The organism is Arthrobacter sp. zg-Y844 (assembly GCF_024385465.1).
GTDB lineage: Bacteria > Actinomycetota > Actinomycetes > Actinomycetales > Micrococcaceae > Arthrobacter_B.
Genome location: NZ_JANFLS010000001.1, coordinates 20,297 through 44,002 on the forward strand (window position 1 = coordinate 20,297; position 23,706 = coordinate 44,002).

A 23,706-nucleotide genomic window follows, 5' to 3' on the forward strand; every position below is an offset into this window, starting at 1 on the left:
GGCGGTTCGCCTACCCCCACGGGCCGGGGCGGACGAGGTTCAGCGGTTCTTTTCCTGCTGCCAGCCGCTGCACCTGTTCGCGCAGCAGGGCCTTGATCCGGGGTTCGAAGGCTGCGGTGTTTCCGCCCCAGTGCGGGGTAATAATCGCCCCGGATGCCTGCCGCAGCGGATGCTCTGCCGGCAGGGGCTCCGGATCGAAGACGTCCAGAGCCGCGCGCAGCCGTCCGGACACCACTTCCTTGGTGAGGGCTTCGCTGTCCACCACGGCGCCGCGGGCAACGTTGACCACCAGCGCCCCGTCCGGCAGGGCGGCGAGTACGCGGGCGTCGATGAGGTGGCGGGTCTGCGCGTTCAAGGGTGTGATGACCACCAGGATCTCGGCCCGGGCCGCCAGATCGGTGAGTTCGTCCGTACCGTGCACCGCGCCGTCGTCATCCGTCCGCGCCGTGCTGCCCACCCGGGTGAGTTCGACGTCGAACGGGTGCAGCCGTGCGGCAATCTCCCGGCCGATTCCGCCGACCCCCACGAGGAGCACGCGGCGGTCCGCCAGCCCCGGATACCGGATCGATTCCCACCGGCCCTCATGCTGGGCGCTCAGCGCAGTGTCGATTCCCCGCTGCGCGGACAGGATCAGGGTAAGGGCCATCTCGGCCGTGGCGGCGGCATGGACGCCGGCGGCGCTGGCAATGGCCGTACCCTCACCGACCAGCTCGGGCAGCCCGTCATAGCCCGTCGACTGCGCCTGCAGGAACAGCAGGTTCGGCACCCGGTCCAGCGCATCTCCGTAGTCTGATCCGTTGGCGTAGGGAAGCACCACTGCATCGATGTCCGGATACGCCACCCCCTCGGGTTCACCGGCCAGGTCCCAGACTGCTGCCTTCATGCCGTCGGGCAGGGGCTGCAGGGCTTCCAGAAGTTCGGGCGTGGGCACGGTCAGGGTGCGCACCGGAACATTGCGGGATTCAGTGTCGGCCATGCCAGCCAGCGTAACCGGGTCCTCGACTATGGACAGCGGCAGGCGCCGGCCGTAACGTGAAAAACGTGCCTTCCGCCGATCGAAGGAGGCCGCCGTGGCCCGGAAATCCTTTCTCTTCACAGCCCTGGGGGTTGGGTCCGTTGCGGCTGTCTGGGCAGCCCGGACAGCTGAGCGGATGCTGGCCCACGGTGCCGTGCGGACCGCTGCGGGGATCGACACTTCCGGTGTGCCGGACCCTGACCTTCCGGTTACCCCGGTCCCCGGCGACGCCGTTACGACAGTGACCACCGGGGACCCGGCGTCGAACCTCCCCGCACGGACCTGGGTGGTGGACAGCAGCGGCGACTGGGACGGTAATCCGGGCGAATTGGTGGTCCTCCCCCATCCAGGCGGTACGCCGGAACGGAATGCAACGTGAGACGGGACACAAAAGCTGCCGGAATTTCGTTCTCCGGCGGAACTGCTGGTAGTGTTTCATGTCGTTGCTGATGCCGACCACGGAGAAAATCCACTGGTTTCCATCACCTCGAATACGCACCTCTAGCTCAATTGGCAGAGCAATTGACTCTTAATCAATGGGTTCCGGGTTCAAGTCCCGGGGGGTGCACCAATTACCCCGTCCGATCAGGCTCTTCGCCTGGCCGGGCGGGGTTTTTTGTTGCCCTGGCGGGCAGCGGCTCCGGGCATGCAGGCCGGATTTCGTGGAGCCTGCCGACACGTGGTAATGTTTCATGTCGTTGCGGAGAACGAACCGCGCCTCACGGCGAAGGTCTTCCTTCCAACAAAGTGCGCACCTCTAGCTCAATTGGCAGAGCAATTGACTCTTAATCAATGGGTTCCGGGTTCAAGTCCCGGGGGGTGCACCAGTGAAAACCCCGTCTGACCAGGCATTGCGCCTGTCGGACGGGGTTTTTTCGTTTTGCCGCCGGGAATCTCCCACCTGCCCGCGCACCGTCAAATGTCGACGAACAGCTATTACGGATCGTCAACAATATTGGTACCGTTCGGCCAGTGGCAGCGTTGCCACGGTCTTGGGGGGAGGCCTCTACCTCAAAGGAGACCTGATGCACCGATCCGGATCCACCACTCACTCGCTTTTCCTTTCCCCGCAGCACCCTCACTCCGAACGTACGATGCGGCGGCCTGGGCTCAGCGCCTTCGTATGCCTCCTGGCCGTGCTTGCGGTGTCGCTTTTCCCCGCGCCGGGCGCTGCGGCTGACCACCGCAGGCCCGCACCGCCCCCAGCCGTCACGGAGGAGGGGCTCCGGGTGCTGCCGGCGGTCGCGCCCGTTATGTCCTGCGGCGACGTCACCGGACTGGACCTACGCCGTGCGGCCGGAGCGGAAGTCACCCTCTCCTCCGCCGTCGTTGTCAGCGAAAACACGCCGAACCCCTACTGCGAGGTGCGCGGCACCATCGCGCCGGCCAACACGATAGTGGTCCGGCTGCCGCTGGAGGGATGGACCCAGCGGTACCTGCAGACCGGCTGCGGCGGTCTCTGCGGCAACGCCAGCATCAACTACGGCCAGGCGGCGGATTGCCCGGTGGTGGAGGACGGCACCGTTGCCAGCGCCACCACCGACATGGGACACCAGGGGCAGAATGACGGGTCCTGGGCGGCAGATAATCCACAGGCGCAGATCGACTTCGCCTACCGCGGTGTACATGTCACCGCCCTGACGGCGAAGGCGCTGATCACGAAGTTCTACGGCCGCTCCCCCGCCTACTCCTATTTCACGGGCTGCTCCGACGGCGGCCGTGAGGCGCTGATGGAGGCGCAGCGCTTCCCGGACGACTTCGACGGGATTGCAGCCGGCGCCCCGGCGAACAACATGGCCGTGCAGAACACCTACCACCACGCTTGGAATGTCCTCGCCAACAAGGACGCCGACGGCAACGACATCCTGCTCGCCGGGAAACTGCCGTTGATCCACGACGCGGTCCTGGCGGCCTGCGATACGTTGGACGGCCTGGCCGACGGAGTCCTCGATGACCCGCGCGCCTGCAGTTTCGACCCGGCGTCGCTCATCTGCGCAGTTGGACAGGATCCCGCAGCCTGTCTGTCCGCTGCCGAGGCCGAGGTGGTCCGGAAGCTGCATGACGGCGCCGTTGACGATCAGGGCAGGCGGCTGGAACCGGAAATCTCGCACGAGTGGGGCTCGGAACTGGCGTGGACGCTCTTTGTTCCCGAGGCTCAGGGCGATCCGGTATCCAGTGAGCAATTCGCGTTGTCTTACCTGCGCTACCTGGCCGATCCGAACAACCCCCGGCCGGACTTCGAGCTGACCGATCTCGAATTCACCAAGCAGGCCTTCTGGGAAACCATGCAGTCCTCCAGCTACATGTCCGCCATGGATCCGGACCTCGGAGCGTTCAAGCGGAGCGGCGGCAAACTGCTGCTGTGGCACGGCTGGAATGACCACCACATTTCGCCGCAGTCCACGTTGGCCTACTATGACGCCGTCCGCGGAACCATGGGCAAACATTCCGTCAACGACTTCGCCAGGCTCTTTATGTTCCCCGGCGTCGAACACTGCAGCGGCGGCGAGGGACCGGACAGCTTTGACGTCCTGACCCCTGTGATGGCCTGGGTGGAAAGCGGCCGGGCGCCGGCGTCGATTATCGCTTCGAAAATAGAAACTGCCGACGACGGCGCCGAGACGGTTTCACGCACCCGGCCCGTCTACCCGTATCCCGCCGTGGCCCGCTATGACGGTTCGGGCAGTACCGACGACGCCGCGAACTTCGCTTCCTACACGCCGAAACGGGAGATCGGGCCGGACTACAAGTGGCTGGGGTCCCGGCTGTATTCGTCCGACTACCAGACGTGGTGCCGGGCCGAGGGAACGGAACTCGTCTGCGGGCAGCACCGCGGCGGCCGCAACTGGCTTTCCCGGGAAGCCGGCCGGCACTAGCGGCCAGCGCTCCGGCTCCTGCAGCTACGCCTCCGCACGCCAGAGATACGGCGTTGTGGAGGACACCTTCAGGAAGCCGGAGCGCTCCAGGATCGGGCGGGAGTACTCCGTGGAATCGCTGTGGATCAGGGTCTTGCCCGCTGCCAGCGCGGACCGGGCACGGGCTGCGGTAAGTGCACGGTAGATACCCCGGCCGCGCCAGGGCGCCAGCGTTGCACCGCCCCAGATGCCTGCGAACTCCGTGCCGGCAACCGGTTCCAGGCGGCCGGCGCTGACGATCGTGCCGCCGCTTTCCGCCACCCAGAGTTCCATCCCGTCGCCGCGGGACAACCGGCGCAGGAGGGAGTCCGCCGTTGCAATGGAGACCGGATCACCGAATACACCGTCCGCCATGGCACTCATGGCGCGGATATCCTGCTCTTCCGTGACGCGGCGGAGGGCAACCCCTTCGGGAACCGGGACATCCACCGCCAGGTCCGCCGCGCGCCCGATCATGATGGATTCGGGTTCGTCCGGTTCGAACCCGTTGCGCAGCAGTGCTTCGTGGAGTCCGGGTGCCCGGTCATGGCTCCGGGTCTTCCACTCCACCTTCCGGATCTGCGGATCGCTCCGGTAATACGCGAGGGCACCGGCTACCCAGCCGGCAATGGTCTCGGCATCCGCCCCGTCCAGGGCGGCGTAGGTGATGAAGCCCCGGCCGCCGTCGAACGTCACCAGGCGCAGGGGTCCCAGCCGTTCCACGGCGACTGCGCCGGGAGTTTCCGCATCGGTGCGCAACTGGCGGTCATAGGCGGCAAGGAGCTCTGCGGGTCTGGTCATGGGTCCATACCCTACCGTTGCGGGCCCGTTGCACTGGATTCGTGGCTTAGTTTCCCTTGACGTTCACGATCTGCCGCAGCACGTGCTTCACCGTGACCAGATCCTTCGCGTCCGCCATCACGGCGTCGATGTCCTTGTACGCCGCCGGGATCTCGTCAATGAAAGCGGGGGTGTCGCGGAATTCGATCCCCTTCATTGCCTTCCGCAGCTGCTCCTGGCTGAAGGTCCTGCGCGCTTTCGTCCGGGAATACTCCCTGCCGGCGCCGTGCGGTGCGGAGTTCAGCGACGGCGCGTAGCCCTTGCCTTCCACCACGTACGACGCCGTGCCCATGGATCCCGGGATCAGCCCCGGACGTCCCGGCGAAGCGTCGATGGCGCCCTTCCGCGAGAGCCAGACGTCCCTGCCGTAGTGGTGCTCAACCTCGGTGTAGTTGTGGTGGCAGTTGATCCGCTCCCGTTCCTGCACGGCCTCCCCCGTCCAGGCACTGAAGCATCCCACGACCCGGTCCATCATTTCCTCACGGTTCAGCAGGGCGAACTTCTGGGCCCACATCAGTTCCGCAATGTACCGGTCGAACTCCTCGGTCCCCTCCTCCAGGTACGCCAGGTCCCGGTCCGGCAGGTCGATGGAGCGCTTGCCGCAGTAGTTCTGTGCCGACCAGATGTGCTGCTGCGCGATCTTGTTCCCGACGCCGCGCGAGCCCGAATGCAGGAACAGCCAGATCGCGTCCTCTTCATCCAGGGACACTTCGATGAAGTGGTTCCCCGAGCCCAGGGTGCCCAGCTGGAGCCGCCAGCCGCTGAGGTAGGACGCGGGGTCAAAGCCGGCGGCAGCGGCGTCGTCGGCCAGTTCCTCGACCCGGAGACGCGCCGAATCGGTGAGGCTGCGGTTGTTGTTGCCGGCTGAGAGCGGAATGGCATGTTCTATCGCTTCGCGGAGAACCCGGCGGTTCAGGCCCGCAATGTCCGCGGCAAAGAGCCGGGTGCGGACGGCGATCATCCCGCAGCCGATATCGACGCCCACCGCCGCAGGGATGATTGCCCCCAGGGTGGGGATCACGGATCCGACAGCTGCACCCTTCCCCAGGTGCGCGTCCGGCATGGAGGCCAGGTGCGGATAGATGAACGGCATCCGGGCCGTCCTGGTGTTTTGCTCCAGGGTGACGTCATCAATGACGCTCGCGAAGTTGATGTACTTCGCGTTGACCTTATGCTCCATGGGCAGCCCTTTCGTCAGCGTGCTTACCACTGAGGCTAACGGCCAAACGAAAAAAGAGGCACATCCAGCGGATGTGCCTCTTCGTACGTTTTCGGTGCCGCTCCGGCGGTCAGCGGCGGTCCGCCGGGGCTTCCGCAGCCTCCGTGGCGTCCGCACTTTCCGGCAGGATCACCAAACCGCTTTCGGGCGGGACCGGAAGTCCGGGGACGTCGACGGCGACCTGCCACCGCGGGCTTCCCAACTCGCTGATGACCTTCCGCAACTGGGTGCGCAGTGCCTCTGACAGCAGCTCTCCGCCGTCGAGGAGCGTGCGCTCGATGTTCTGTGCTTCGTGGAGTGCTTCCTTGCCCTGCTCGGTGATCGTCACCATGTGGCTGCGCTTGTCGAGGTCATTGCGCACACGGCTAACGTGTCCGTGGGTCTCCAGGCGGGCGAGGGTCTTGCCCATCGTCTGGGCCTGAACCCGCACAAGCTGTGCCAGGCGTGCCTGCGTCATTGGCCCCTGGGAGTCAAGAACACCCAACGCGATAACGCCTGCGTGGGTCAGGCCGATGCTGACCAACCGCTCGTTCCAGGCATGCTCTACTAGGCGTGCAGCTGTAGATAGCAGGCGCCCGGTGGGCCAGCGCTCCATATCCGGCATAAAATAAAACTCTTCCTCTCGGCGACGGATCCGTCCGCAAACAGTCAGTTTGCTGATTACGCCCCGATCCACAGTCTAGGATAGCCACCGCACGTTGGAAATGTCGCGTTATGACGCACCAACGGCGAAATCGACACCAAGGAGAGACCTAATGCCCCGTCTGAGCCCGGATGAAACCGCACCGGAATTCGCGCTTCCCGCCGCCGATGGGACAACCGTGTCATTGGCGGACCTGCACGGCAGCAGCACCATCGTCTACTTCTATCCGGCCGCGGCCACGCCCGGCTGCACGAAGGAGGCCTGCGACTTCCGCGACAACCTGAACAGCCTCAAGGGCGCCGGCTACACCGTCCTGGGTGTCTCCCCCGATCCGGTGGAGAAGCTGGAGAAGTTCGCGGCATCCGAAAACCTGAACTTTCCGCTGCTCTCCGACGCCGACCACGCCGTGGCCGAAGCCTACGGAGCATGGGGCGAGAAGAAGAACTACGGCCGCACCTACGAAGGGCTGATCAGGTCCACCGTGGTGGTGAACCCTGAAGGCAAGGTTGCCCTCGCCCAGTACAACGTGAAGGCGACCGGGCATGTTGCCAAGCTCCGGCGTGACCTGGGGCTCGACTAACCTCGGGTAGACTAAGACCGGTTTCCCGGCTGCGCAATACAGCAGGCAGGGGAAATCGGCGCGAGTGGCGGAATTGGTAGACGCGCTGGATTTAGGTTCCAGTGTCTTCGGACGTGTGGGTTCAAGTCCCTCCTCGCGCACCGGATATCAAAGCCCCGGTCTTCGGACCGGGGCTTTTTTCATGCCCGGGCTCATCGCCCGCGGCCCCGGCGTTGCCGAATCGTGACCACGCCGACGGTGACGAATGTCACGTAACAGAAACACTTCCGCATTAGGCTCTGTCCATACGTGTGCGTCCAACAGACGCATCCGGGCCGGCTTTCCGGCCGCAGGCAGCACTCGCATAGCGTTCATCCGCCCTTGAGGAGTACCCAAAACATGTTTTCAGCAGACAGTGTCCGGAAAGGCCGGTCCGTGAAGAAGCGCGCGTCCGCCCTTACCGCCGGCCTCGCCCTGAGCGCGCTTGTGCTTTCGGGCTGCGCCCAAAGCAACCGCGAGGAAGGGGCCGACGGCGGCTCCAGTGACGTGGACGGCACCTTCGTTTTCGCCGCTTCATCCGATCCCAAATCCCTGGACCCCGCCTTCGCGTCCGACGGCGAGTCCTTCCGCGTCAGCCGCCAGATCTTCGAAGGCCTTGTCGGCGTCGAACCCGGCACCGCGGACCCGGCCCCGCTGCTGGCGAAGTCGTGGGAGGCTTCGGAAGACGGCATGACCTACACGTTCGACCTCGAAGAGGGCGTCAAGTTCCACGACGGCACCGATTTCAATGCCGAAGCGGTCTGCGCCAACTTTGACCGCTGGTACAACTTCACCGGCATCCAGCAGGCCGAAAGCCAGGCCTACTACTACGGCATGCTGTTCAAGGGCTTCTCGGACACACCCGAAGAGGCAACCTACAAGTCCTGCGAAGCGACCTCGGATGCCGAAGCCGTGATTACGCTGAACAAGCCCTTCGCCGGCTTTGTTGCCGCGCTCTCGCTGCCTGCATTCAGCATGCAGAGCCCGGCCGCCCTGGAGGAATTCGGCGCCAACAACTCCTCGGGCACGGCCGAAGCCCCCGAGCTGACCGAATACGCCAAGGAACACCCCACCGGCACCGGTCCCTACAAGTTCGACGGCTGGGACGTGGGCAACCAGCTCACCCTGTCCCTGAACGAGGATTACTGGGGCGGCGACGACGCCCAGGTCACCGACATCATCTTCCGCGTCATCGACGATCCGCAGGCCCGCCGCCAGTCGCTGGAGTCCGGCGACATTGACGGCTACGACCTCGTGGCCCCCGCCGACACCGAGGCACTGGCCGACGCCGGCTTCAAGGTGATCCCGCGCGATCCGTTCACCATCCTGTACCTGGGCATCAACCAGCAGGTGCCCGAGCTGGCCGACCCCAAGGTCCGCCAGGCCATTGCGCACGCCATCGACAAGGAAGCACTGGTCAGCCAGACCCTGCCCGAGGGCACCAAGGTGGCCACCCAGTTCATCCCCGACGTCGTCAACGGCTACAACGAAGACGTCACCACGTACGAATACGACCCGGCAAAGGCCAAGTCCCTGCTGGCCGAAGCCGGCTACCCGGACGGTTTCACCGTGCAGTTCAACTACCCCACCGGAGTCTCCCGGCCGTACATGCCCACGCCTGAGCAGGTCTTCACCAACCTGAGCGCGCAGCTGGCTGAAGTCGGCATCACGGTCACCCCCCAGTCGGACAAGTGGTCCCCGGACTACCTCGACCGCGTGCAGGCAGGCTCCGATCACGGCCTGCACCTGCTGGGCTGGACCGGCGACTACAACGACACGGACAACTTCGTAGGCGTGTTCTTCGGCCAGGAGAAGCCCGAGTTCGGCTTCAACAACCCGGAGATCTTCAACGCGCTGGAAGAGGCACGCCAGGTTTCCACCCTCGAGGAGCAGACCCCGCTCTACGAGCAGATCAATGAGGACATCGCCCAGTTCGTGCCGGCCATCCCGCTGGCACACCCGGCGCCGTCGCTCGCCTTCTCCGAGCGGGTCGAGTCCTACCCGGCCAGCCCGGTGAACGACGAAGTCTTCAGCGAAATCAAGCTCTCCAAGTAACACCTAAGCGGAGGCCGGGGACCCCGCGGGGTCCCCGGCCTCCTACGCGCCTCGACTTTTCCTCCCCAGATCCTCCAGCCCCACGGCTGGGAAAGGACACTCGTGCTACGAGTCATCGGCAAACGCCTTCTTATGCTGATCCCCACCCTGATCGGCCTTTCGATCCTGCTGTTCCTGTGGGTCCGCAACCTGCCCGGCGGTCCGGCCACCGCCCTGCTCGGTGACAAGGCCTCCCCCGAAGCCATCGCCAACATCAACAAGGCCTACGGCTTTGACCGCCCGCTGATCGAGCAGTACTTCACCTATGTCGGAAAGCTGCTTAAGGGCGACTTCGGTACCTCAATCGTCACCGGGCGCCCGGTGCTGGAGGAATTCGCCACCCGCTTTCCCGCCACCGTGGAGCTGGCGGTCGTGGCGCTTATCTTCGCGATCGGCATCGGCATCCCGCTGGGTTATCTGGCCGCCCGCCATTACGGACGTTTCTGGGACCACTCCTCGGTGGTCCTGTCCCTGATCGGCATCACCGTCCCGGTGTTCTTCCTCGCCTTCATCCTCAAATGGGTGCTGGCCATCCAGCTGGGCTGGTTCCCCACCGACGGGCGCCAGGATCCACGCATCGATGCCACGCATGTTACCGACTTCTACGTTTTGGACGGTCTGCTCACCCGGGAATGGGACGCGTCCTGGGACGCCGTCATGCATCTGGTGCTTCCCGCCATCGCCCTCGGGACCATTCCGCTGGCGATCATCGTGCGCATTACCAGGGCATCGGTCCTGGAGGTCCAGGGCGCCGACTATGTCCGCACAGCCCGCGCCAAAGGATTGATGGAGAAGACCATCCGCGGCCGTTTTGTGCTGCGCAACGCCATGCTGCCGGTAACCACCACCATCGGCCTGCAGACCGGCCTGCTGATCTCCGGCGCAGTGCTGACCGAGACCGTCTTCGCGTTCAGCGGTATCGGCAGGTTCCTGAGGGACGCGATCTTCGCCCTCGACTATCCCGTCCTGCAGGGATTCATTGTCTTCATTGCCGTGGCATATTCACTGATCAACCTGCTGGTTGACGTGTCCTACGGCTTCATCGATCCAAGGGTGCGTGTCCAGTGAGTACTACTCTGCCCCCCGCAGCCGGCGGGTCCATCCTTCCCGACGGTGCTCCCACCGCCAAGCCCGCCACCGGAAGCGGGATGTGGAAAGACGCTTTCCGCCGCCTGCGCCGCAACCCTGCCGCCGTCGCCGGCGCCGTCATCGTGGGGCTGTTCATATTGGTGGCCATCCTCGCCCCGCTGCTTGCCCCCTTTGGCGGCGACGACCTCCCCGGCCGTACGGAGATCACCCCCACGAACATCCCCGGACCGGGAGACATTGACGGTTATCCCCTGGGCCTGGACCGTTTCGGCGGCGATGTCCTCTCCAAGCTGATCTGGGGTGCCCGCGCGTCGCTGATCATCGGCGTAGTGTCCACGGCGCTGGGCCTGGCCGGCGGAGTGCTGCTCGGGGTCATCGCCGGCGGCCTGGGCGGCTGGGTGGACAGCGTGATCATGCGCTTTGTCGACATCCTGCTCTCCGTACCGAACCTGCTGCTCGCCGTGAGCATTGCCGCCCTCCTGGGCCAAAGTTCCCTGGCAATCATGATTGCCATCGGTGTCTCACAGGTACCTATCTTCGCCCGGCTCCTGCGGTCGTCAATGATCTCCCAGCGCAGCGCCGACTACATCCTGTCTGCGCAGACCCTGGGGCTAAGCCGGCGGACCATCACCATGAGCCACCTGCTGCCCAACAGCATGGGTCCGCTGATCGTGCAGGCCACCCTCACCCTGGCGACAGCGGTCATCGACGCCGCCGCGCTGGCCTTCCTGGGCCTCGGCGGCGGCCTGCCGCAGACCGCCGAGTGGGGCCGGATGCTTACCTACGCACAGGCCGAACTGGCCGTGGCACCGCAGCTGGCCTTCCTCCCCGGTATCTGCATTGCCATCACCGCGCTTGGCTTCACCCTGCTGGGCGAGTCCCTCCGTGAGGCCTTGGACCCCAAGACACGGCGAAAGTAACCAGCGCGGACGGCAATGCCTCCGTCAACGAAGAAGGGCCCTCCGTTTGGAGGGCCCTTCTTCGTTGACCGGCTTCGTTGGCCCGGCTTCGTTGGCCCGGCGTCGTTGTCCGGCTTGGTTGGCCGGGTACGGGTTTAGGCGGGGTGGCCGGCCCCGCCGTCGAGCGAAGCGAGGTAAGCCGCGTTGCCGTGCAGCGCCGGGAGATACCGTTCCAGGTCTTCCGAGGAAACATTCTCCGCGAGCAGGACCAGGAGACCGGCGAGCGCCGCGTTCGCTTTGCCCGCGGCATGCAGGGTCAGGGCCTCGAAGACCCCCAGCGACACTGATCCGGGAAAGCTCTGCCGGGCGCGGGCGAAGACCGCCAGCGATTCCTCCGAGCGCCCGAGCAGCCGCAGGGTGCTGCCGTACTGCAGATAGCAGCGCCGCAGCACATCGCCTTCCAGGCCCAGCGCCAGCGCCTGTTCGTAGTATCCGGCAGCCGTTGCCTCTTCCCCTGCCGTGTCATAGGCGCCGCCCACTTCATAGCGGACGCGGGCATTGTCCGGATAGCGGTCCCGGACATCCAGCAGCGCCGCGATGGTGGGGGCCATGTCCTCCCGGTTCCGGGCTGCGAGCAGCTGCCGCAGCTCTGCTTCCAGGTCCGCTGCGGAACCCGCCGGCGTTTCAGCCATGGTCAGGAAGCCAGCTCGCCGTCGATGTTGAGCTCATTGCCGGGAATCGAGGCCAGGAGTTTTCGCGTGTAGGGGTGGCGGGGATTGGAGAAGACCTCCTCGGAGGTGGCGGCCTCCACCAGCTCCCCGTCCTTCATCACGCACACATAGTCGGAGATCAACCGGACAACCGCCAGGTCGTGGGAAATGAAGAGGTAGCTGAGGCCGAACTCGCGCTGCAGGTCCCCCAGCAGCTGGAGGATCTGCGCCTGTACCAGGACGTCCAGTGCCGAGACCGGCTCGTCGCAGACAATCAGTTCGGGCTTGAGTGCCAGCGCACGCGCAATGGCCACGCGCTGCCGCTGCCCGCCCGAGAGCTCGGCAGGGTAGCGGTGCAGCATCTCAAGAGGCAGCGCCACCTGCTCCATCAGTTCCCGCACGCGGCGCTGACGCTCTGCCTTGTCGCCGCGCCGGTAGGTTTTCAGCGGCTCTTCCAGGATCCGCTCAATGGTGTACATCGGGTCCAGGGAGGAGTACGGGTCCTGGAAGATCGGCTGCACGCGCTGCCGGAATTCACGCAGCTGGACCTTGTCCAGGGTGGCAACGTCCATGCCGTCGAAGGTCATGGTTCCGCTGGTGGGTTCAATCAGTTTCAAGAGCATCCGCGCCGTGGTGGTTTTGCCCGAACCGGACTCCCCCACGATGGCTACGGTGCGGCCGCGGGGAATGTCCAGGGTGATGTTCTTGGCGGCATAGAAATCATCGGAGCGGCCGCGGATCTTGAACACCTTGGTCAGGTCACGGAATTCCACAATGTTGTCCGGTGCGGTGCCGGCGCCCGCGGGTTCCGCAGCCAGTTCACCCGCTGCCGACGTCGCGGCAGCGGCCCCGCTCTTGGAACCGGCATGTCCGGCAAAGGCACCCGGGCTCAGCCGCACGGCTGCCACACTGGGAGCTGCACGGACCAGGGCCTGGGTGTACGGGTGCTGCGGGTCCTCCAGGAGCTGGCGGGCGGGACCCGTTTCCACGACCTCGCCGCGGTGCATAACCACCAGTTCGGAGGCACGCTCGGCTGCCAGTCCCAGGTCATGGGTAATCAGCAGGACGGACGAACCCAGTTCCTCCGTCATCCGATCGATCTGGTCCAGGATGGTCCGCTGGACGGTGACGTCCAGGGCGCTGGTGGGTTCGTCGGCAATCAGCAGCCGGGGACGGCAGGCCAGGCCAATGGCAATCAGGGCACGCTGGCGCATGCCTCCCGAGAATTCATGGGGGTACTGCTTAGCGCGCTCCGCGGCGTTGGGCAGCCCGGCCGCGGTCAGGACCTCCACTACCTTCCGGTCCACGTCCTTGGACGTGGCCATCCCGTGCACCAGCAGGGTTTCGGCAACCTGGGTGCCGATCTTGGTGACCGGATTGAGGTTGGACATCGGGTCCTGCGGCACCAGGCCGATGGAACGCCCGCGGATTGCCCGCATCTTGGATTCCGGAAGGCCCACCAGTTCCTGGCCGTCGAAGCGGATGCTGCCCGAAGCCACGGTGCCGTTACCGGGCAGCAGCCCGATGACGGCCATTGCGGTAGTGGATTTCCCGGACCCGGACTCCCCCACGATGGCCAGCGTCTTGCCTGCCGGGAGGGAGAAACCGGCGTTGCGCACAGCGGGAACTTCTCCGTCCATGGTCCGGAAATTAACCGCGAGGTTGCTCACCTCGAGCAGGGGCGAATCAGTGCTCAAATCAGTCATTTCCCCATCCTGCCCCACTCGCGCCCCTTGTGACGCGTGTCTCACAGCGGTTTACCGGTTTTTAATCATTTAGAATGAAGAATCACTGAAAAATGAGGGATGGAGCGTCCCGGAGGAGTATTACCGTGACCAAATCCGGCACCGCTAAATCCGGCCCTGCCAAAGATCCAGGCACCGGATCCGGCGCTCCCGCCCTTTCCCGACGCTCCGTCATCCGTGCCGGGGCGGTGGCTGCGGCGTTTATGCTCGCCGGCTGCACTGCCGAAGCTGATTCTCCCACCCCCACTCCCACACCCACGGCAACCGGTCCGGCGGGCCCCAATGAGCGGTTCACCTTTGCGACGGCGGCCCGCCCGGTCACGTTGGACCCCGCGCTTGCTGCGGATACCGAGTCCTACCGGGTGACCCGGCAGGTTTTGGAAGGCCTGGTAGGAGTTGACGCCCTGACCTCGGCACCGATTCCCCTGCTGGCAAAGAGCTGGACCAAGTCCGAGGACCGCAGGACGTACACGTTTGACCTGCGGCGCGACGTCACGTTCCACGACGGCGAGCCCTTCAACGCAGAAGCCGTGCGCCGGAACTTCGAACGCTGGTACACGCTGCCGGAATCCGTGCGCAACGACTCCCTCATGTACAGATCCGTCTTCCGGGGGTTCTCGGACTCCCCGAAGACCGCGGTCTACCGCGAATGCGTAGTGGAGGACGAGTTCACGGTGCGGGTGGAGCTTACCGAGCCGCTCGACAGCTTCATTCCCGCCCTGGCCGCTCCGGCGTTCGCCATGTCTTCCCCGAAGGCCCTGGCTGACGCCACGGCCGATGCCCTCACCCAGGAACGCAATGGCCGGAACATCTCGGCCTACGGCGCACATCCGGTGGGCACCGGGCCGTTCCAGTTCGTCAGCTGGAACGAGGACACCGTGGAGCTGGCAGCGTACCCGGACTACTGGGGCGAAGCCGGACAGATCGGCACGGTTGTCTTCAAGACTCTTTCCAGCCCCGAGGGCCGGCTGCGGGCGCTGAAAAAGGGCGAGGTGGACGGCTATGACCTGGTAACCGTCAACGACGTCGGCGACCTGGCCCGCAACGGCCTGCAGATCCAGCAGCGGGATCCGTATTCCATCCTCTATCTGGGCATCAACTCCAATTTCCCCGGGATGGACAACGTACTGATCCGCCGGGCGGTCGCCCATGCCATCGACAAGCCCGCAGTGTTGGACGGCCTGTTCCTCAACGGCACCAAGACCGCCAACCAGTTCCTTCCGCAGAAGCTGGGCCTGACCTCCGACACCGTTGCCGGCTATGGGTACGACGTCGACAAGGCCCGTGAGCTGCTCACGGAAGCCGGCTACGACGGGCGCGAGCTGCCCTTCTACTACCCCCGCCGCGTCACCCGCAGCTACCTGCCCGCCCCGGAACGCGTCTATGCCAGGCTCAGCAGCCAGCTCACCGCAGCCGGCTTCAACATCCGTCCGGTCCCCGTGGACTGGTCCGAGGGCTACCTGGAGAAGGTCCAGGGCAAGGAGGACCGGGCCTTCCACCTGCTGGGGCTTGCCGGGACCTACGAGGCCGGGGACAACTTTGTCGGAACCCTGTTTGGCCGGTATACCGACGAATTTTCCTATAACGATCCCGAGGTTTTCAGCGGCATCGCAAAAGCGCGGAGCCTCGTGGAAGGCCAGGAACAGACCGACGCCTACCGGGCCATTACCGACCGGATTGCCGAACGCGTGCCGGCGGTTCCCCTCGCCTTCCCGATTTCCGCCCTTGCGCTGTCTCCCCGCGTGGCCGGCTATCCCACCAGCCCCGTCCTCCACGAAGTGTTCAACCGGATAACGCTGGCCGATCGCTGAGTCCGACCCCTCCCGCGGAAGGGCTACGGGCAGCGATAATTTTAGGAAGACATGTGGTCGGGGATACGCTTCTAGGGCTAGCGCCCACGCGACTGGAGAACAAGTTGACTGCTAATAGCCCGGCGGATAATTCCGCAACGAAAACTGATGTACTGCTGATCGGCGGCGGCATCATGAGCGCCACCCTTGGTGCGTTCCTGAAGCAACTCCAGCCCGATTGGGACATTTCCCTCTACGAGCGCCTTGACCGGGCGGGGCTGGAAAGCTCCGATCCCTGGAACAACGCGGGAACCGGCCACGCCGCGCTCTGCGAACTGAACTACAGCCCGGCCGCGGCCGACGGCTCCGTTGACCCGGCGAAGGCGGTGGGCATCAACGAGCAGTTCCAGGTTTCCCGGCAGTTCTGGTCGCATCTGGTGTCTGCAGGCCACATCTCCAACAACTTCATCAACCCGCTGCCGCACATGAGCTTCGTCTGGGGTGACGCGCATTCCGAGTACCTGCGCCGCCGCTACGAGTCGCTGAGCGCACAGCCCCTGTTCAAGACCATGGAGTTCTCCGAGGACCCGGCCAAACTGGCTGAATGGGCACCCCTGATCATGGAAGGCCGCGACCCGTCACAGCGCGTCGCTGCCTCGCGCGTCGCCGGAGGCACCGACGTCGACTTCGGTGCGCTGACCCGCGAACTGACCAACTACCTCGGCGCCAACGGCGTGAACCTGCACTTCGGCCACGAGGTCGGCAACGTGTCCCGCTCTTCCACCGGCGGCTGGGATGTGAAGGTCAAGGACCGTGCCAGCGGCACCACCCGCACCGTCTCCGCCCGCTTCGTCTTCATCGGCGGCGGCGGCGGAGCCCTGCACCTGCTCCAGGCATCCGGCATCCCCGAGGGCAAGGGCTTCGGCGGCTTCCCGGTCTCCGGCCAGTTCCTGCGCTCCACGGACGATTCGATCATTTCCCGGCACAACGCCAAGGTGTACGGCCAGGCCTCGGTCGGCGCCCCGCCCATGTCCGTGCCCCACCTGGACACCCGCTTCGTGAACGGGAAGCGTTCGCTGCTGTTCGGCCCGTACGGCGGCTTCTCCCCCAAGTTCCTGAAGACCGGTTCCTACCTGGACCTGCCCCTTTCGGTCCGGCCGTCCAACCTGGTGCCCATGCTGGGTGTAGCCAAGGACAACATGAGCCTGGTCAAGTACCTCGTCACCGAGGTGATGAAGACCCGCGAAGGCAAGACGCAGGCACTCCAGGAATTCATGCCTTCGGCGAAGACCGAGGGCTGGGACCTCATCACGGCAGGCCAGCGCGTGCAGGTGATCAAGAAGGATCCGAAGAAGGGCGGTGTGCTGCAGTTCGGCACCGAACTCATCACTGCTGCCGACGGCTCCATCGGAGCCCTGCTGGGTGCTTCACCCGGCGCTTCCACGGCACCGCCCATCATGATCAACCTGCTCAAGCGCGCCTTCCCCCGCCAGTTCGACGGCTGGGAGCCGAAGATCAAGGAAATGATCCCGGGCTACGGCGTAAAGCTCAATGAGAACGAGCAGTTGGCGGCAGAGATTGAAGCCGACACCAACAAGGTCCTGGGACTTTCCTAGCACCAGTTTTATCCGCGGCGCAGGTTCCCCTTCCGGGAGGACCTGCGCCGCACAGCGATTTACGACGCCGGCACAGCCGCGTCGCCCAACTCCAGTTCGCCCTTCCTAAGGCAGGATCATGGACCGTTTGGCCAAGCTGTCCCTCTCCAACCGGGCGCTTATTGCCCTGATCACGGTTTTCGTGGCTGTTTTCGGAGTCATTTCCATGACCTCCCTGAAACAGGAACTGATCCCGTCACTGGAGTTCCCGCAGATCAGCGTGATCACCGCTTTGCCGGGGGCCTCCCCCGATGTGGTTGATGCCCAAGTCAGCGAGCCGCTGGAAGGTGCGCTCACTGCAGTGGAAGGGCTCGAGTCGTCCACGGCCACTTCCCGCTCCGGCATCTCCACCATCAGCCTTACCTTTGCCTACGGCACCGATCTGGACCGCGCACGCGGCCAGGTGGACCGGGCCATTTCGAACTCCCGGCAGCTGCTTCCCGAAGACGTGAATCCGCAGTCGCTGGCCGGAAGCATCAGCGATTTCCCGATTGTTTACCTTGCCGTGTCCTCCGACGAGCCGCTCGCGGAGCTCAACGCCGACCTGCAGCGCCTGACCGTTCCCCGCCTGCAGAAGATCGAGGGCGTGCGTACCGCGGAGGTCACCGGCGGTGCCACCCGCCACGTAGCCATCCTGCCTGACAACGCCGCGCTTGCCGCCTCCGGGGTCACCCCGGCAGCCATCGTGGAGGCACTGGAAAACAGCGGTGCCCTCCTGCCGGCCGGAACGGTCCAGGAAGACGGCCGGACCCTGTCCATCCAGGTCGGCGCCCCGCTGGACAGCCTCGAGAAGATTTCCGCATTGCCGGTCGAGTCCACGGAATCGTCGCCCGGCAGCACTCCGGTCACCATCGGCGACGTGGCCTCGGTGGACGTCACCGAGGACGAGGCCAGCTCGATCACGCGCACCAACGGCGAGGCCACGCTGGCCGTATCCATCACCAAGACGCCGGCCGGTGACACCGTGGGCATCTCCCACGAGGTCATGGACCTGCTGCCTTCCCTTCAGGATGAACTGGGCAACGGCGCCGTCTTTACGGTGATCTTCGACCAGGCACCGTTCATCGAAACATCCATCTCCGATCTCACCACCGAGGGCCTGCTCGGCCTTGGCTTTGCCGTGCTGGTGATCCTGGTCTTCCTGCTTTCCATCCGCTCCACGCTGGTCACCGCGGTTTCCATTCCGCTCTCCCTGCTGGTGACCTTCATCGGGCTGCTGGCCTTCGGCTACTCCCTGAACATCCTCACCCTCGGTGCGCTGACCATCGCGATCGGCCGGGTGGTGGATGACTCCATCGTGGTGATCGAAAACATCAAGCGCCATCTGGGCTACGGCGAGGATAAACGTTCTGCCATCCTCACTGCCGTCCGCGAGGTTGCCGGTGCCGTCACGGCGTCGACCCTCACCACCGTGGCGGTATTTGCGCCCATCGCCTTTGTCGGCGGGCTCGCCGGCGAACTGTTCCGCCCCTTCGCTGTCACCACGTCCCTGGCGCTGCTGGCTTCGCTGCTGGTTTCCCTGACGATTGTGCCGGTGCTGGCGTACTGGTTCCTCAAGTCCACCCCTCCCGTGGCCGATCCGGCCGCGTACCGTGCCGAAGCGGAAGAACGGGAGTCCCGGACCTTCCTGCAGCGCGGTTACCTGCCGATCCTGCGCACCACCCAGCGCCATCCGGTCTACACGGTTACCGCCGGGCTGATCATCCTGGTGGCGACGGCGGCTTTGACCCCGCTGCTGCCCACCAACCTCCTGGGCGATACGGGGCAGAACACCTTCAGCGTGCGGCAGGAGCTGCCGGCGGGCACCTCCTTGGAACGCACTTCCGAGGCTGCCGGGGAGGTGGAACAGATCCTGGGTGACATCGAGGGCGTCAAGGACGTCCAGGTCACCATGGGCACTTCCACCTCCGGGCTGGCGGCGTTTACCGGCGGAGGCTCCTCGGTTGCGAACTTCACCGTCATCACCGAGGAAGGGGTGGACCAGGTGGCCCTGCGGGATACCGTGCGGTCCGCCCTTGAGGACGCCGACGACGCCGGAGAGGTCACCCTGGGCAGTACCGGCGGCGGTTTCGGCACGTCCAACACAGTGGATATTTCCCTGTCCGCCGGTGACCCGTCGGAGCTGCAGCCGGCCAGCGACGCCATCGTTGAGGCGATGTCCGACCTGCCCGGCGTCGCCGAGGCGAGCAGCAACCTCTCATCGTCCCAGCCGGTGGTGCAGGTCAGCATCGACCGGGGCAAGGCTGTTGCTGCCGGCCTGAACGAGCAGCAGATCGCCGGGCTGGTCGCCTCCACGATCAGCCCGCTGCCGGCCGGGACGGTCCGTCTGGGCACCGATGACCTGCCGGTGCTCATCGGCGAGGGTACCCCCATCACGTCCTTGGAGCAGTTGAACGGCATTTCCGTGCCGGCCGGCTCCGGCTCCGTGCCGTTGAGCGCGCTGGCCACGGTCGAAGAGGTGGAGGTGCCGACGTCGGTCTCCTCCTCCGGCGGCGAACGCACCGCCGTCGTCTCCGTCTCTCCCGACGGCGACAACCTTGGTGCCACCATCACCGAAGTCCAGTCACGGCTGGCGGAAGTCGACCTTCCGACCAGCGTCACGGCCGAGCTCAGCGGTGCTGCCACCCAGCAGAACGAATCCTTTACGCAGCTGGGGCTGGCCCTGCTTGCAGCCATTGCCATCGTCTACGTGATCATGGTGGCGACCTTCAAATCCCTGCTGCAGCCGCTGATCCTGCTGGTCTCCATTCCGTTCGCGGCCACCGGTGCCGTTCTGCTGCTGCTCCTGACCGGGGTTCCGCTGGGACTTCCGTCCTTGGTGGGCATGTTGATGCTGGTGGGCATTGTGGTTACCAACGCGATTGTGCTGATGGACCTGATAAATCAGTACCGGCAGCCTCGGGGCAATGAACCCGGCATGAACGTGGAGGATGCCATCTTCCGCGGCGCCCGGCAGCGCCTGCGCCCGATCCTCATGACCGCTCTGGCCACCGTCTTTGCGCTGACGCCGATGGCCCTGGGTGTTACGGGTGAGGGAGGCTTCATCTCCCGCCCGCTGGCCATTGTGGTGATCGGCGGACTGATTTCCTCAACTGCACTGACCCTGATCCTGGTGCCTGTGCTCTACCGTCTGGTGGAAGGATCCCGGGAGAAGCGGCAGGAGCGGAAGGAACAGAAGCCGGTGAGCGAGGCCGGGGCTCGCGCCTAGGCGAGCAGGCGCGTCGGCGGTCTGGCGGTACTGGTCGGGGGTCTGTGTTGTGGGTCTGGTTTGGCCCCCATCCGATGCATGCGCAGCCGCGCGGGGCTGGCTCGGGCGCGCGGCAAGTTCAGAGCAGCAGCGGGCCGGCCGGTTCAGTGCGTGGCAAGGCCAGAGCGGGGCATGCTCAGAACGGGCGCAGGTTCAGAACGGCGGCAGGTTCAGAACGGCGGCACCTGTTCCGGTTCCTTCTGCTCAGGGTTCCTTCGCCTGTGGTCCTTCCGCGGATCAGGTGCAGTGCCCGGCGGGCCTAGTTCCAGGAAGGGCTCGGTTCGGTAGACACGGCCGGTCGGCGAAGTCCACTCGATCACCCCGGGGGTGGGTTGGCAGGCCTTCCAGAAGCCGAGGGTCTTAAATCGGTGGTGCCGGCGGCAGAGGTGTTCGAGGTTCCCGTGGTCCGTGGGACCGCCCTTCGCCCAGTCGATGGTGTGGTCAATGTCCGCATTTGCGGTGCTGACCCGACAGCCGGGAAACCTGCAGGTTCCGTCCCTTGCGCGGAGCCAGCGACGAAGCCCGGCAGGGACTTTCCTGCGCCGTCCTACGCCCAGGATCTCTCCGGTGTGCGGATTTTGGGCCAGTCCGGTCCATCCGACGGCGTTGCGGGCCAGTCGGCGGGCTTCTTCGGCGCTGATGGGTCCGTAGCCATGCAGTTCTGCCGGCTGGTCGTTGGCGCCGAAGAGGGTTTCGGCGTTGATCAGGACCATGATTTCCGCCCTCGGGATGATTCCCTCGTCCGGTCCTGTTGTGCGATCGGGTGCGCCCTCCGGGCCGTTGCCAAAGCCGGTTCCGTCCTCGTCCCGGGTGGCTGTGCCAGTGTCATTGCTGGTGTGGCCGGTGCCGGGTCGGGTTCCGGACGCGTCTCGGGTTGCGGCCTCTTCCGGGGTGCCGGGCAAATGTCTCCGGCTGCCGCCCATCAGCAGCTGCGCCAGGATGTCGGCACGCAGCTGGTCGGTGGTCCGGGAATCTCCTCCCGCCTGCTCACCCCGCGCCGCGGTACTGAGAGCCGTGTAAATCTGCTGTGCTTCCGCAGCACGCAGATGAGCCGACAGACAGGACATGCCGTCTTCTTCACGGTCCAGGGTGACCTTGCGCTGTTCGAAGGCGGTCAGGTGCCTTTTGCTTATGGTCTCCGGGAACGTCTTTTCGCGCAGCCGGCGCGCCTTGGCGGAGAACTGCGCCCGCGTTTGACCCGGAGCTGCTGCCAGTAGGTCGGCCTCGAACCCGGGCAGTTTCGCGGCGGGAACGTTCTGGCACTGCTCCAGCACCACCTGCGCATGCTGGTACGAGAACCGTCCCTCTTCCAGCCCGGTCAGGGTCGCCGTATGGGTGCCGCACAGCTGCCCGGCCTCGCTCAGCAGCCGCTGACCGGTCACCTGCGGAACATTCAGGATCGCGGCACATTCGGCAGCCGCGAGGCTGAAAGCAATCCCCGGTTTTTCCCGCTCCGACGGGGCGAAGAACTTGTCCCGGAAGATTTCCTCCATCCGGTTCAACAGGCGGGCCTGCAGCGCCTGCCCCCAGGAAATCAGATGCTCCAGCCGGGCCAAGGCCTCACCGACCGCGGCTTCGTCGAAGGCTTCAAGGTTCTGCAACGCAAGGGTCCCGGTGAAACCGTCCGGGTAAGCATCAGCAGGACTTTCGACAGGAGTGGCACCACCTCCGCCGTCACCGACAGTTACTGCCAGCGCCGCGCGAAACACCGCCAGAGTTACGGGAGAGCAGGGCGCCTCCGCGTCACCAGCCGGCCTTGTCGGCGGCTGGTCCATGCCTGGCTCTTCAGTTGTCGGTTCGGTGTTTCCGAGCTGATCCATACCTCAGGATTTCATCCGGCACTGACATTCCAGGGTCGAAAACAGGCCTGAAACAGCCCCTTCAGGAACCTGGATTACCCGTCTTTTCGCCCCGACTACCTACCCGAAATCCGGGTCAGCCGAGGAGGTGGCCAAGCACGATTGTCGAGTCCCCACGGCACCAATCGAACCTGCACGGGACCCCGGCACTCTGCGGCACCCCACCCCACCTCAGCACCCACCGAAACCGAACCCGGGAATGAACCGGAGCAGGTAACGGTTAGGGGAGATGTATGCATATGCATATACTTTTAGGAACACTCGAACTTCCGGAGGCAACCATGCAGATCGGCGTCTTCAGCGTCAGCGACATCACCCGGGACCCCGTCACCGGGCGCATCCCGACCGAAGCGGAGCGGATCAAGGCCGCCGTGGCCATTGCCCGCAAGGTCGAAGAGATCGGCATGGATGTCTACGCCACCGGCGAGCACCACAATCCGCCGTTCTATGCCAGCTCCCCCACCACTCTGCTGGGCTACATTGCCGCACAGACCGAGCGGATCATCCTCTCCACCACCACCACGCTGATCACCACCAATGACCCGGTGAAGATCGCGGAAGACTTCGCCATGCTCCAGCACCTCGCCGACGGCCGGGTGGACCTGGTCCTTGGCCGCGGCAACACCGCGCCTGTCTATCCGTGGTTCGGCAAGGATCCCCAGGACTCGGTGGAACTGACCGTTGAGAACTACAACCTGCTGCGCCAGCTGTGGGATAACGACACCGTGAACTGGCAGGGCAAGTTCCGTACTCCGCTGCACAACTTCACAGCCACGCCCCGCCCGCTCGACGGCGTCGCCCCCTTCGTCTGGCACGGCTCCATCCGCACGCCGCAGGTCGCCGAAATTGCCGCGTACTTCGGAGACGGTTTCTTCGCCAACAACATCTTCTGGCCGAAGGAGCACTACATGCAGCTGATCGGCCTGTACCGCGAGCGCTACGAACACTACGGCCACGGCCGCGCCGACCAGGCCATTGTGGGACTGGGCGGACAGTTCTTCATGCGGAAGAACTCCCAGGACGCCGTCAACGAGTTCCGCCCGTACTTTGACAACGCCCCGGTCTACGGCCACGGGCCGTCCATGGAGGACTTCACCGCCCAGACCCCGCTGACGGTGGGCAGCCCGCAGGAGGTGCTGGAGAAGACGTTGAGCTTCCAGGAGTACTTCGGCGATTACCAGCGCCAGCTGTTCCTGATCGACCATGCAGGACTGCCGCTTAAGACGGTGCTGGAGCAGCTGGACCTCTTCGGCGAATACGTGCTGCCGGAACTGCGGAGGGAATTCGATTCCCGCCGCCCGGACGACGTCCCCGAAGGACCCACCCACGCCGCACGGGTCGCCGCCCGGAAGGCGGACGCGGAGCCCGCCCCGTCATCTGCATCGACGTCCCCTGCGGTTCAGTAGGCT

General features: G+C 65.2%; 17 protein-coding genes and 3 tRNA genes. 13 read left to right on the top strand and 7 right to left on the bottom strand.

The window, feature by feature from the left end; genetic code table 11:
• Window positions 1-10: 10 nt before the first annotated feature.
• Window positions 11-976, bottom strand: coding sequence for a 2-hydroxyacid dehydrogenase (locus tag NNX35_RS00090; protein WP_255866671.1), 966 nt, complete (start codon window positions 974-976; stop codon window positions 11-13).
• Window positions 977-1,070: 94 nt separating this feature from the next.
• Here NNX35_RS00090 and NNX35_RS00095 point away from each other — a divergent pair, with 94 nt between their 5' ends.
• The 4 genes from NNX35_RS00095 (at window position 1,071) to NNX35_RS00110 (ending at window position 3,891) form a co-directional block, all read left to right on the top strand.
• Window positions 1,071-1,394: a hypothetical protein gene (locus NNX35_RS00095; RefSeq protein WP_255862776.1), complete on the top strand. Its 324-nt coding sequence runs from the start codon at window positions 1,071-1,073 to the stop codon at window positions 1,392-1,394.
• A gap of 116 nt (window positions 1,395-1,510) precedes the next feature.
• Window positions 1,511-1,586: transfer RNA gene (locus NNX35_RS00100), tRNA-Lys, on the top strand.
• Between the two features lie 180 nt (window positions 1,587-1,766).
• Window positions 1,767-1,842 (top strand) — tRNA-Lys (locus tag NNX35_RS00105).
• A gap of 402 nt (window positions 1,843-2,244) precedes the next feature.
• A complete protein-coding gene (locus NNX35_RS00110; protein WP_255866673.1) occupies window positions 2,245-3,891 on the top strand; it encodes a tannase/feruloyl esterase family alpha/beta hydrolase in 1,647 nt (548 codons plus the stop codon).
• A gap of 24 nt (window positions 3,892-3,915) precedes the next feature.
• Here NNX35_RS00110 and NNX35_RS00115 read toward each other — a convergent pair whose 3' ends face one another.
• The 3 genes from NNX35_RS00115 to NNX35_RS00125 form a co-directional block, all read right to left on the bottom strand.
• Window positions 3,916-4,710, bottom strand: a complete 795-nt coding sequence (locus NNX35_RS00115) for a GNAT family N-acetyltransferase (RefSeq protein WP_255866674.1) — start codon at window positions 4,708-4,710, stop codon at window positions 3,916-3,918.
• Between the two features lie 46 nt (window positions 4,711-4,756).
• Complete coding sequence (locus NNX35_RS00120; RefSeq protein WP_255866675.1) at window positions 4,757-5,929, bottom strand: RtcB family protein; 1,173 nt, start codon at window positions 5,927-5,929, stop codon at window positions 4,757-4,759.
• 109 nt (window positions 5,930-6,038) lie between these two features.
• Window positions 6,039-6,572, bottom strand: coding sequence for a MarR family winged helix-turn-helix transcriptional regulator (locus NNX35_RS00125; RefSeq protein ID WP_255764587.1), 534 nt, complete (start codon window positions 6,570-6,572; stop codon window positions 6,039-6,041).
• Between the two features lie 151 nt (window positions 6,573-6,723).
• On the opposite strand from NNX35_RS00125, the gene bcp reads away from it, so the two are divergent.
• From bcp to NNX35_RS00150, 5 genes are all read left to right on the top strand, one after another.
• On the top strand, window positions 6,724-7,191 hold the full coding sequence (gene bcp / locus NNX35_RS00130; RefSeq protein WP_227918214.1) for a thioredoxin-dependent thiol peroxidase: 468 nt from the start codon (window positions 6,724-6,726) through the stop codon (window positions 7,189-7,191).
• A gap of 58 nt (window positions 7,192-7,249) precedes the next feature.
• Window positions 7,250-7,331: transfer RNA gene (locus NNX35_RS00135), tRNA-Leu, on the top strand.
• Between the two features lie 238 nt (window positions 7,332-7,569).
• On the top strand, window positions 7,570-9,264 hold the full coding sequence (locus tag NNX35_RS00140; protein ID WP_255866676.1) for an ABC transporter substrate-binding protein: 1,695 nt from the start codon (window positions 7,570-7,572) through the stop codon (window positions 9,262-9,264).
• Between the two features lie 102 nt (window positions 9,265-9,366).
• Window positions 9,367-10,371: an ABC transporter permease gene (locus NNX35_RS00145; RefSeq protein ID WP_227918216.1), complete on the top strand. Its 1,005-nt coding sequence runs from the start codon at window positions 9,367-9,369 to the stop codon at window positions 10,369-10,371.
• The gene (locus tag NNX35_RS00150) at window positions 10,368-11,312 is read left to right on the top strand and encodes an ABC transporter permease (RefSeq protein WP_370646904.1); all 945 of its coding nucleotides are present in this window, start codon (window positions 10,368-10,370) and stop codon (window positions 11,310-11,312) included. The genes NNX35_RS00145 and NNX35_RS00150 overlap by 4 nt, the downstream gene beginning before the upstream one ends.
• Window positions 11,313-11,446: 134 nt before the next feature.
• On the opposite strand, the gene NNX35_RS00155 is transcribed toward NNX35_RS00150, so the two are convergent.
• Window positions 11,447-11,983: a tetratricopeptide repeat protein gene (locus tag NNX35_RS00155; RefSeq protein WP_255866677.1), complete on the bottom strand. Its 537-nt coding sequence runs from the start codon at window positions 11,981-11,983 to the stop codon at window positions 11,447-11,449.
• A 2-nt stretch (window positions 11,984-11,985) separates the two neighbouring features.
• Window positions 11,986-13,707: an ABC transporter ATP-binding protein gene (locus NNX35_RS00160; protein ID WP_255866678.1), complete on the bottom strand. Its 1,722-nt coding sequence runs from the start codon at window positions 13,705-13,707 to the stop codon at window positions 11,986-11,988.
• Window positions 13,708-13,832: 125 nt separating this feature from the next.
• Between NNX35_RS00160 and NNX35_RS00165 the strand changes: the two genes are divergently transcribed.
• The 3 genes from NNX35_RS00165 (at window position 13,833) to NNX35_RS00175 (ending at window position 20,399) form a co-directional block, all read left to right on the top strand.
• On the top strand, window positions 13,833-15,557 hold the full coding sequence (locus tag NNX35_RS00165; RefSeq protein ID WP_255866679.1) for an ABC transporter substrate-binding protein: 1,725 nt from the start codon (window positions 13,833-13,835) through the stop codon (window positions 15,555-15,557).
• Window positions 15,558-15,661: 104 nt separating this feature from the next.
• On the top strand, window positions 15,662-17,152 hold the full coding sequence (locus NNX35_RS00170; RefSeq protein WP_227918220.1) for a malate:quinone oxidoreductase: 1,491 nt from the start codon (window positions 15,662-15,664) through the stop codon (window positions 17,150-17,152).
• Window positions 17,153-17,270: 118 nt separating this feature from the next.
• Complete coding sequence (locus tag NNX35_RS00175) at window positions 17,271-20,399, top strand: efflux RND transporter permease subunit (RefSeq protein WP_255764593.1); 3,129 nt, start codon at window positions 17,271-17,273, stop codon at window positions 20,397-20,399.
• A gap of 209 nt (window positions 20,400-20,608) precedes the next feature.
• On the opposite strand, the gene NNX35_RS00180 is transcribed toward NNX35_RS00175, so the two are convergent.
• Window positions 20,609-22,039: an HNH endonuclease signature motif containing protein gene (locus tag NNX35_RS00180; RefSeq protein WP_255866680.1), complete on the bottom strand. Its 1,431-nt coding sequence runs from the start codon at window positions 22,037-22,039 to the stop codon at window positions 20,609-20,611.
• Window positions 22,040-22,578: 539 nt separating this feature from the next.
• On the opposite strand from NNX35_RS00180, the gene NNX35_RS00185 reads away from it, so the two are divergent.
• On the top strand, window positions 22,579-23,703 hold the full coding sequence (locus NNX35_RS00185) for an LLM class flavin-dependent oxidoreductase (RefSeq protein ID WP_255765684.1): 1,125 nt from the start codon (window positions 22,579-22,581) through the stop codon (window positions 23,701-23,703).
• Window positions 23,704-23,706: the final 3 nt, after the last annotated feature.